Origin of the sequence: Halomicrobium urmianum, from assembly GCF_020217425.1 — an archaeon.
GTDB lineage: Archaea > Halobacteriota > Halobacteria > Halobacteriales > Haloarculaceae > Halomicrobium > Halomicrobium urmianum.
Genome location: NZ_CP084090.1, coordinates 1,986,506 through 1,995,292 on the forward strand (window position 1 = coordinate 1,986,506; position 8,787 = coordinate 1,995,292).

Annotated in this window: 11 protein-coding genes and 1 pseudogene; 7 read left to right on the top strand and 5 right to left on the bottom strand. The window is 71.5% G+C overall.

Going from position 1 to position 8,787, the window contains the following annotated elements:
• The first annotated feature begins 101 nt into the window (after positions 1 to 101).
• Both LCY71_RS09840 and LCY71_RS09845 read left to right on the top strand, forming a co-directional pair.
• A complete protein-coding gene (locus tag LCY71_RS09840; protein WP_225332975.1) occupies positions 102 to 755 on the top strand; it encodes an HVO_0476 family zinc finger protein in 654 nt (217 codons plus the stop codon).
• Positions 755 to 1,375 carry a protein-L-isoaspartate(D-aspartate) O-methyltransferase gene (locus tag LCY71_RS09845; RefSeq protein ID WP_225332976.1) on the top strand — a complete coding sequence of 207 codons (621 nt, stop codon included), beginning with the start codon at positions 755 to 757 and terminating at the stop codon, positions 1,373 to 1,375. Before LCY71_RS09840 ends, LCY71_RS09845 begins: the two co-directional genes overlap by 1 nt.
• A 12-nt stretch (positions 1,376 to 1,387) precedes the next feature.
• Here the strand turns inward: LCY71_RS09845 and LCY71_RS09850 are convergent, their stop codons facing one another.
• Positions 1,388 to 1,555 carry a hypothetical protein gene (locus LCY71_RS09850; RefSeq protein WP_225332977.1) on the bottom strand — a complete coding sequence of 56 codons (168 nt, stop codon included), beginning with the start codon at positions 1,553 to 1,555 and terminating at the stop codon, positions 1,388 to 1,390.
• Positions 1,556 to 1,954: 399 nt separating this feature from the next.
• Between LCY71_RS09850 and LCY71_RS09855 the strand changes: the two genes are divergently transcribed.
• Positions 1,955 to 2,692, top strand: a complete 738-nt coding sequence (locus tag LCY71_RS09855; RefSeq protein WP_225332978.1) for a protein-L-isoaspartate O-methyltransferase family protein — start codon at positions 1,955 to 1,957, stop codon at positions 2,690 to 2,692.
• A 46-nt stretch (positions 2,693 to 2,738) separates the two neighbouring features.
• Here the strand turns inward: LCY71_RS09855 and LCY71_RS09860 are convergent, their stop codons facing one another.
• Positions 2,739 to 3,917: a tubulin/FtsZ family protein gene (locus tag LCY71_RS09860; RefSeq protein WP_225332979.1), complete on the bottom strand. Its 1,179-nt coding sequence runs from the start codon at positions 3,915 to 3,917 to the stop codon at positions 2,739 to 2,741.
• 104 nt (positions 3,918 to 4,021) lie between these two features.
• Positions 4,022 to 4,464: pseudogene (locus tag LCY71_RS09865) on the bottom strand (DUF7382 domain-containing protein).
• Between the two features lie 75 nt (positions 4,465 to 4,539).
• Here LCY71_RS09865 and LCY71_RS09870 point away from each other — a divergent pair.
• From LCY71_RS09870 to LCY71_RS09885, 4 genes are all read left to right on the top strand, one after another.
• Entirely contained in the window at positions 4,540 to 5,577 is a 1,038-nt protein-coding gene (locus LCY71_RS09870) for an ATP-binding protein (protein WP_225332981.1), read from the top strand.
• A 63-nt stretch (positions 5,578 to 5,640) separates the two neighbouring features.
• On the top strand, positions 5,641 to 6,018 hold the full coding sequence (locus LCY71_RS09875; protein WP_225332982.1) for a fluoride efflux transporter FluC: 378 nt from the start codon (positions 5,641 to 5,643) through the stop codon (positions 6,016 to 6,018).
• On the top strand, positions 6,015 to 6,374 hold the full coding sequence (locus LCY71_RS09880; protein ID WP_225332983.1) for a fluoride efflux transporter FluC: 360 nt from the start codon (positions 6,015 to 6,017) through the stop codon (positions 6,372 to 6,374). Before LCY71_RS09875 ends, LCY71_RS09880 begins: the two co-directional genes overlap by 4 nt.
• A 30-nt stretch (positions 6,375 to 6,404) precedes the next feature.
• The gene (locus LCY71_RS09885; protein WP_225332984.1) at positions 6,405 to 7,508 is read left to right on the top strand and encodes an aminotransferase class V-fold PLP-dependent enzyme; all 1,104 of its coding nucleotides are present in this window, start codon (positions 6,405 to 6,407) and stop codon (positions 7,506 to 7,508) included.
• Between the two features lie 81 nt (positions 7,509 to 7,589).
• On the opposite strand, the gene LCY71_RS09890 is transcribed toward LCY71_RS09885, so the two are convergent.
• Together LCY71_RS09890 and LCY71_RS09895 are read right to left on the bottom strand one after the other, a co-directional pair.
• The gene (locus LCY71_RS09890) at positions 7,590 to 7,895 is read right to left on the bottom strand and encodes a helix-turn-helix domain-containing protein (RefSeq protein ID WP_225332985.1); all 306 of its coding nucleotides are present in this window, start codon (positions 7,893 to 7,895) and stop codon (positions 7,590 to 7,592) included.
• An 81-nt stretch (positions 7,896 to 7,976) separates the two neighbouring features.
• The gene (locus tag LCY71_RS09895; RefSeq protein WP_225332986.1) at positions 7,977 to 8,627 is read right to left on the bottom strand and encodes a hypothetical protein; all 651 of its coding nucleotides are present in this window, start codon (positions 8,625 to 8,627) and stop codon (positions 7,977 to 7,979) included.
• Positions 8,628 to 8,787: the final 160 nt, after the last annotated feature.

The window sequence follows — 8,787 nt, forward strand, 5'->3', positions numbered from 1 at the left end:
CACCCTCGTACGCGAACCACCGAGTTAAGCGACGGACCGGCGCGTGCAACGGGCACCCCGAGGACGACGACCATTTACGTCGGCGCTGAGTAGTCCGAGACATGACTGACGCCACACCGGGCGAGCGCGTCGCGCTCCCGTGCCCGGCGTGTTCGCCGGACCTGGAGACGGTCCATGAGGTGCTGAGCCCGGGCAGCCACGTCACCGTGCGCTGCACGGAGTGCGACCACACGCACAAGGAGCAACTGCCGGAGGAAGAGGAGGTACAGCGGCGCGTCGTCGTCTCCCAGGAGGGCGACTCCTTTACCGCCAGCGTCGACGTCCCCGAGGGAGAGCAACTCGCCGTCGGCGAGGAGTTCCTGCTCGACGCCGAGGAGGCGCTCATGACCGTCCGGATCACCAGCCTGGAGACCGAGGGCGACCGGGTCGAGGAGGCCCCCGTCGAGGACGTCGAGACCATCTGGTCCCGGGCGGTCGGCAACGTCGCCGTCGACGTCACCATGCACCCCAAGGACGGCGCACACGACGAGACGGAGAGCTTCAAGATCCGGGTGCCCGGCGACTACGAGTTCACCGTCGGCGAGACCGACGAGTTCGGCGACAACGAGTTCACCGTCGAGGGCTTTCTCGTCCGCGACGACGCCCACGGCTACGACCGCGACCAGTACGAGATGGACGGCGACGCGGCCGAGGCCAAGGACCTCAAGCGGCTCTACGCCCGGGACGAGCAGACCCGGGCCTGGTCCGCCTGGTGATGGACTTCGCGGCTCGCCGCGGGGAGCTGGTCGAGCGCCTCGCCGAGCGGGTCGACGACGAGGACGTCCTGGCAGCGATGCGCGCGGTCCCCCGCCACGAATTTGTCCCCGAGGACCGCCGCGGGAACGCCTACGCCGACCGCCCGCTCCCCATCGGCGGGGGCCAGACGATCAGCGCGCCCCACATGGTCGCGATGATGGCCGAGCTGCTGGACCTGCGCGAGGGCGACGCCGTGCTGGAAGTGGGCACCGGCTGCGGCTACCACGCCGCCGTCACGGCCGAACTGGTCGGCGACGAGGGCGTCTACACTGTCGAGTACCGCGAATCGCTCGCCGAGGACGCCCGCGAGCGGCTGGCGGACCTGGGCTACGAGGGAATCTCCGTCCGCGTCGGCGACGGCAAGGAGGGGTGGGAAGCGCACGCCCCTTACGACCGGGCGTACCTGACCGCCGCCGCACCGGAGTTCCCTGGTCCCGTCGTCGAGCAGGTCCGTCCCGGGGGGCTGCTGCTCGCGCCCATCGGGACCGGCCGCCAGCGGCTCGTCCGGGCGCGCAAGCGCGCCGACGGCGAACTCGACCGCGACTCGCACGGCGCGGTGCGGTTCGTCAGGCTGCAGTAGGCGGACTTCGGATCAGCACTCCTTCTGGTCGAACTCGACGGATAGATCGTCCGTGACGGTGACGATCAAGGTCTGGTGATAGCACCCCGCCGGGGCCCACGTCGTCGTGAACGGTTCGGTGGACTTCGACTGATCCATCGTCTCGACGGTGACTTCCACCTCGTACGTCCCCGTCTGCACGACGTTCGTGTCACCGGCACGGTAGTGTTCTGTGGGAAAGATTCGATACTCCTCGTGGTACTGGACGCTCTTCGCGGAGAAAAGACCTCCCTGCGATCGGACGACCGTTTCGACCCACACCTCCTCGTCGCGTTCGTTGATCCACTGGACGGAGCCGTATCAGGACGAGAGCGCAGACGTCCCGGCGTAGACGCCGCCGCCACCCACCACTGCTCCGCCCGCGAACGCCAGCAGGTACTTCCTTCGAGTCGCCACGATGGGCGACCGTTGCGTCCGTGACTGGTTTTACTTTCTGGATTGACTTGGCCGTATACATCTGCCCCGTCCCGGAGTTCGAACGCCGAGAGGCGACCCGCAGCGGGACACGTGATTCATATACTTCGCCGTCCAATCGCGACTATGGACCTCGCGGTACTGCGGGACGACCTGGTCGACAGCCTGGAACACGAGAGCAAGGGCATCGTCCAGTCGCCCCGGCTGTCGGACGCCATGCGGACCGTCCCGCGCGAGGCATTCCTCGCCGACGGCCAGGAGGCCTATTCCGACCGGCCCTTCGAGCGCCTCGGAACGCGCGTGCTCTCGCCGAGCACGGTCGCCCGCCTCCTCGAGGCGCTGGACCCCGAGGAGGGCGACGACGTGCTCGTCGTCGGCGCCGGCGTCGGCTACACCGCCGCCGTCATCGCCGAGCTCGTCGGCGAGGCCAACGTCCACGCCATCGACATCACCCGCCGGCTCGTCATGGACGCGCGCTCGAACCTCGCGGCGGCCGGCTACGAGGGCGTCCTCGTCGACCGCCGCGACGGCGCCGACGGCCTCCCGGAGTACGCCCCCTACGACTGCGTCCTGCTCGAAGCCGCAGCCATCGAACCGCCCGCCGCGCTGGTCGACCAGCTGACCGAGGACGGCCGGCTGGTCATGCCGCTCGGGGCCGGCGAGCAGAGCCTCGCCGTCGTCGAACCCGACGGCGTCGCCGAGCGCCTCGGCGGCGTCGCCTTCCAGCCGATGCTCGTCGAGGGCGAGCAGGCGGACACCCCCGAGCGCAACCGCACCCAGCGCGAGGACCGCGAGCGCGCCCGCCGGGCCGCCCAGTCCCGGGCCGGGTGGGAGCAGGAGTGGATCGACTGGGACAGCCGCTGAACCCGAACCGGCCCGCAGTTCCGTCCGTCGTCTCCGCCGACCGCGATCAGATCGGGTCCAGCTCGTTCGCGTCGTCCGTCAGCAGCTCCTCGATTTTATCCTCCCGCGAGCTCGCCTGCTGCTCGATGTCGCCCTTGGCGGAGACGGCCTGGTCCTGGAGGGCGTCGACGCGCGGGACGTCGGTGACGTTCGAGAGCAGCACGACGGCCGACAGCGCGTCGGCGTCCTCGCGGGGGTCGTCGCCGGCCAGCACCTCGACGCTGCCGGCCTCCTGCTCGATCCACTGCCGGGCGTGGCGCAGCCCCTTCTGGGAGAGCTCCCGCGGCGGCCCGGAGACGACGATCAGCGCCCGCTCGGCCGAGGAAACCTCGGCGGGACAGGTGAGCCGCGACTGGACGGCCTGGCGGACCAGCCCGTGGACCTTCATCGCGAGGTCGGTGTCCTCGCCGTCGTGGCCGTTCGTGCTGAACCGGCCCAGCAGTCCCTGGTCCTTGCGGGTCTCGGGTTCCAGTTCAGTCTCGGCGTAGGCGATGGTGCTGAGCCCGCCCGTGGCCATCGTGCGCCGGATGTCGCTGGAGTCCATGGCCGCCTCGGAGACCTGCGAACCGTCCAGTTCGCCCGCCGCGAGCAGCGTCACGATGCGCCGGGCCAGCTCCCAGTTGGTCCGCTCGTAGCCCGCCTCGACGGAGTCGTTGGGGGCGTGCCAGGCGTCGTTGTCGAACAGCAGGAGGTTGTCCGTCGCGTCGGCGAAGGACTGGAGGGCGCGGGCGGCGTTCAGCGACGGGCGACCGCCCTCCGCTGAACCGGGGAGCACGCCCAGCCCGTACACCGGTTCGTCGTAGGTGTCGCCGATGCTCTCCGCGATCACCGCGGCGCCGCCGCTGCCGGTCCCGCCGCCGAGGCCGGCGACCACGAGGAAGGCGTCGGTGGTGTGGATCGGCACGTCGTCGAGCGCCCGCTCGATCTCGGTCCGGTCCCGGCGGGCGACCGCCGAGCCGAGTTCGGGGTCCGCGCCGACGCCGCGGCCCTTGACCTTCTCGTGGGTCTGGCCGATCAGGACCTGCCGGTCCTTCGGGATGCGTTCGAGCCGGGCCAGGTCGACGGACGCGGAGTTGACCGCGAGCACGGACGTCGTCAGCGACCGGCCCGTCTCGGACTCGAACTCGACGAGCCGGTCGGCGATCTTGCCGCCGGCGTTGCCGACGCCGATGACGGTGATCTGCATACCGCGACGGTCCCACCGATATCGATTAACTATGGACCCGTTTACGGGCCGGAGCGGGGGAATAGCCTCGCCTTACCGGCGGTTGCGGGCAGTCACGGACCGTTTCACTCCCGGACCACGAGGATCGCCGTGTTGCCCCGGCGGTCGGTGTAGCCGCCGTTCGCCGGCGGCTTGACGTCGACCTCGAGTTCTCCGTCTCCCTGATTGGGCCCCAGCGACGGGTCCACGGTCACCATCGCCGTCCCCCCGTCGTCGGTCTTCGCCGTCGCCACCCCGCCCATCGTCGCCGTCCGCCCGAGACCACTACCGTCGCATCGGCCACCGGTGACCCGTCCGGTTCGACCACGGTCAGGTCGACTTCCGTCTCCTCCGGCCCGATCACCTCGGGTTCGGGGTCGACGTCGACCTCGGTGACGCTCATCGCGTCCAGCCCGGAGATGGTGTTCATCATGACGCTCAGACTGGCCACGCCCACGACGAGCGCGATGACGAGCCTGATCGGCAGTCCCTCGATGGCGCGGTCGTCACGCCAGAGCTCCTCGAACATGGGTCCGCCTGGCTCCGTCTCCGGGCATAAACCCACGTCCTCATCTGGAAGGGCGAAGGCGGGCCCACCCCCGCCATGGTCGTCCTCGGCCGGACCGACGAACGCGGTGCGAGCGGGCACCTGGGTCGCTACCGGGCCCGGGACGGGAGCGCGGGAGCGCGCGTGTCCATTGACCTGGACCGGCCCCACGCCGTCGCCGTGGTCGGCAAGCGAGGGTCGGGCAAGAGCCACACGCTGGGCGTCCTCGCGGAGGAACTCGCGGCGGCTCCGGGCGTCGCCCCCGTCGTCGTCGACCTGATGGGCGCGTTCCGGACGCTGGCCGCCGACCCCGTCGACGCGAGGGTCGTGGAGCCCCGCGTCGCCGCAGGATCGCTCGGCCCGCGGGCCTGGTGTTCGCTGCTGGATCTGGACCCCGAGAGCGGGCCCGGGTCGCTCGTGTGGCGCGCCGCGGACGAACGCGAGACGCTGGCGGCCATGCGCGAGCACGTAGCCGACGCGGACGCACCGCCGGCGACGCGCCGTGCGGCCGCGAACCACCTTCACCTGGCCGACGCGTGGAGCGCGTTCGACCCCGACGGCCTCGGCGCGGCCGCGCTCGTCGACGGACCGGTCGTGCTGGACTGCGCCGGGCTGGACCGCGCGCCCGCCAACGCCGTCCTCGCGGCCGTCGCAACGCTGCTGTACGAGGCCCGCCTCGCAGACGCCGTCGACGCCCTCCCGTGGCTCCTCGTGGACGAGGCCCACGCAGCCGACGGCGTGGCCGAGGGCGCGCTCCGCCGGCTCCTGACCCGCGGCCGCCAGCCCGGCGTGAGCACCGTCCTCGCCACCCAGCGGCCGGCGGCGCTCCCCGACGTCGCCGTCTCCCAGTCCGACCTGCTGGTCTCCCACCGGCTCACCGACCGCGCCGACCGCGAGGCGCTGCGGGCGGCGCGGCCCGCCTACGTCGCCGGGACCGTCGACGAGCGTCTGCCGAGCGCGACGGGCGAGGCCCTGGTCGTCGACGACGCGACGGAGTCCGCCCACGAGATCAGGGTACGCGAGCGGGAGACGCCCCACGGCGGCGATTCGCCGCGGGCGTCGGCGCTGATCGACGGCAGTGGACGACCGGGCTGAGGCGGCCAGCGCGGCGGTCGCGGACCGCAACCGACGAGTGGGTCGGCGTCCTCGCCGACACCGATGGAACGGTCGCTGCCGACCGGTCGGGCCCGGCGGATCGCGCTGGTCGCCGCCGGCGGCTTCGCCGGCGCGACGAGTCGACACGCCGTCGTCCTCGCGGCCCCGACGCCGGAACTCGGAACGCTGGCCGTCAACGTCGCGGGGAGCTTCGCGCTCGGGATCCTCCTCGACCTGGCCCGGCGGACGGACGCCGTCTCGCGGCGAGCGCGCCTCCTCCTCGGGACGGGCTTTCTCTCCTCCTTTACGACCTACAGCACGTTCGCCGCCGAGACGGCCGCGCTCGCGCCGCGCTGGGCGGTCGCCACCGTCGCCGCGAACTACGCGCTGGGCTTCCTGGCGGTCGTCCTTGCGGGCTTCCTCGGGAGGTGGGCGGCGTGACGGACCTCCTGCTGGTCGGCCTCGGCGGCGTCGCTGGCGCGGTCGCGCGCCACCTCGTGGCCGCCGCCGTCGAGCGAGATCAGTGGGACACGCTGGCCGTGAACGTCCTCGGGAGCTCCCTCCTGGGTGCGCTCGTGGCGGCACCGGCCGGCGAGTCGCTCCTGCTGGCCGCGGGTACCGGGTTCTGCGGTGCCTTCACGACGTTCTCCTCGTTCGCCGTCGACACCGTGTGGCTCGCGGAGACCGGCCGCCTGCGGCGTGCCGCACTCAACGCCGTCGGTACGCTCGCCGCCGCGCTGGTCGCGGTCGCCCTGGGCGGCGCCGTCGGCGTCGCGCTCGGCGCCGTCGCCCCGTGATTGAAGCCCGGAGCGGCCCCACGTGCCCACATGGACCCCGACGAGTTGCGCGCCGACATCCCGGCGCTGGAGCGGTGCACGTACTTCAACACGGGCGCGAGCGGGCCGACGCCCCGGCGCGTCGTCGACGCCGCGACCGACTTCCTGGAACGGCACGCGTTCGAGGGACCCGTCGAGGGTCCCTATCCGATGGCCTGGGACGCTATCGACGCCGCTCGCGAGGTGGTCGCCGGCCACATCGGCGCGGCGCCCGAGGACGTCGCGTTCACCCGCAGCACGGCCGACGGCGTCAACCTCGTGGCGGGCGCAATCGACTGGCAGCCCGGCGACGTGATCGTCCGCACCGACCTGGAGCACCCCGCCGGCATCCTCCCCTGGGAGCGGCTGGCCGACCGGTGCGACGTCGACGTCCGTGTTCTAGAGACCGAGGGCGGGCGACTCGACGTGGACGCGCTGAAAGACGCCGTCGCGGACGCCCGGCTGGTCGTCCTGAGTTCGCTCACCTGGACCCACGGGACGCGCCTGCCCGTCAGCGAGGTCGTCGAGGTCGCACACGACGCCGGCGCGCGAGTGCTCGTCGACGCCGTCCAGTCACCCGGTCAGCACCCGGTGGACGTCAGCGAGTGGGGCGCCGACTTCGTCGCCGGTGCCGGCCACAAGTGGCTGCTAGGCCTCTGGGGCGGCGGGTTCCTGTACGTTGACCCGGCGGCACTCACGGACCTGGACCTCCAGCGGATCGGCTACCGCGGCGTCGAGGACCCCGCCGGCGAGGGCTACGAGTACGTCGCCGGCGCCCGCCGGTTCGAGGTCGGCACCACGTCGCCGGTGCCCTACGTCGCGCTCGCCGAGGCGGTCGAGACCGTCGAGGTGGTGGGGTACGACGCGATCCAGTCCCGCGTCGAGCGGCTCACCGACCGGCTGAAGGACGGTCTCGACAGGGAGATCTACAGCCCGCGCGAGTACGAGTCGGGGCTAGTGACCTTCGCCGCCGAGGACCCCGAGGCGACGGTACAGCGACTCGGCGAGAACGGCGTCGTCGTGCGATCGCTACCCGGACCCGACGCCGTCCGGGCGTCAGTCCACGCGTTCAACACGGCGGCGGACGTCGACCGACTGCTCGACGGCCTCGACTGATCGGCGTCGCTGTCCGTCGGCAGCCAGCCTCGCCCCGCCCTCATCCCCACGTCGCTTCCGCCCTACTGCCCCCGCTCGCCGTCATTCGGCGTCGGTCTCGAAAATGCCTTTCAGCCCCTCGACGCGGTCCGCGAGGTGGTCCATCCCCTCGTTGATCGCCTCGATGCGCTCCGCGATATCGTCGACCGGAACGGCGCCCTCCGGCGTCGGTTCCACCAGCTCGTCGTCCTCCAGCATCCGCAGGGAGTAGCGGACCTTGTGCTCCGGCACGTCCGTCTCCTCGGAGAGCCGGGCGATTCCCATCGGCCCGTGTTCGAGCACGGCCGCGAGCACTGTCAGGTCTCGCGCCTGCTTGTCAACCTGTTCGCCGAGTCGATCCAGTCCCATTGGCCTCGGCCGTGGCTTCCCGCCGGCACCACATAAACGCAACAGGTGTGTGTACGAGGCCCGGCGTTCACCGGTGCGCCGTCACTCGTCGATGGGCGTCCGGCGCAACTCGTCGAGATCGTCCCGCAGCCGCGCCAGTTCCGACTCCAGTTCCTCGCGCCGGTCGATAAGCTCGCTCAGCTCCTCCGTGTTCACCGAGTACTCGCTCTCCAGAGCCACCTCCAGAGCGTCCGTCGTGGCGGCGGCCAGATCGGTCGCCGCGTGCAGCACCTCGGCGGGGGTCCCCCGCGACTCGAACAGCTCGCGGTCGCCCGAGAGGGGTCGGTAGGTCACCATCGGCGACTCCACGCCGCGGTGGTAGGAGACGCTGTACTCGACGTCGGTCACCGGATTCCGGCGGTCCTCGGACAGCTCCGTCCGCACGACGGTGAACGGCTCGGCCAGCGACGGGTACGTCTCCGCGAGGTCACGCAGCCGGTCGGCCGCGGTGACGTCCAGCTGCGCCTCCACGTCGCCGAAGAACTGCGACGAGTCCGCGAGGCTGAAGGCGACGGTGTAGAAGACCGCCTCGTCGTGTTCCGCGAGGTTCCGGATCCGGTCGTACAGCTCCTCGGTGCGGCCCTCGATGGACAGCTTCTCGAGCTCGTCGAGCAGCGCTCGCGTCCCCCGCTCCCGCTCCAGGAACGCCTCGACGATGACTCGCGGCATCTCCTCGCCGTCCACGTCGTCCATGGACGTGGATTCGAGCGACCCCACTAAACAGTTTGCAAGGATGGGGTGACACTCGGCCGCGGGTCACGCTTTCGGGGATTAGATCCCGGAGGCCGCACACCGATTTCGGGACTGTTCGCGACACGCCGACGGCGGTCGCTCACGGTGTTGAAATCGGAGA

Coding starts and splice junctions, on each gene's coding strand:
- LCY71_RS09875 (WP_225332982.1), top strand. CDS start 5,641: ATGGAACGGTCGCTGCCGACCGGTCGGGCCCGGCGGATCGCGCTGGTC.
- LCY71_RS09855 (WP_225332978.1), top strand. CDS start 1,955: ATGGACCTCGCGGTACTGCGGGACGACCTGGTCGACAGCCTGGAACAC.
- LCY71_RS09885 (WP_225332984.1), top strand. CDS start 6,405: ATGGACCCCGACGAGTTGCGCGCCGACATCCCGGCGCTGGAGCGGTGC.
- LCY71_RS09870 (WP_225332981.1), top strand. CDS start 4,540: ATGGTCGTCCTCGGCCGGACCGACGAACGCGGTGCGAGCGGGCACCTG.
- LCY71_RS09840 (WP_225332975.1), top strand. CDS start 102: ATGACTGACGCCACACCGGGCGAGCGCGTCGCGCTCCCGTGCCCGGCG.
- LCY71_RS09845 (WP_225332976.1), top strand. CDS start 755: ATGGACTTCGCGGCTCGCCGCGGGGAGCTGGTCGAGCGCCTCGCCGAG.
- LCY71_RS09860 (WP_225332979.1), bottom strand. CDS start 3,917: ATGCAGATCACCGTCATCGGCGTCGGCAACGCCGGCGGCAAGATCGCC.
- LCY71_RS09890 (WP_225332985.1), bottom strand. CDS start 7,895: ATGGGACTGGATCGACTCGGCGAACAGGTTGACAAGCAGGCGCGAGAC.
- LCY71_RS09895 (WP_225332986.1), bottom strand. CDS start 8,627: ATGGACGACGTGGACGGCGAGGAGATGCCGCGAGTCATCGTCGAGGCG.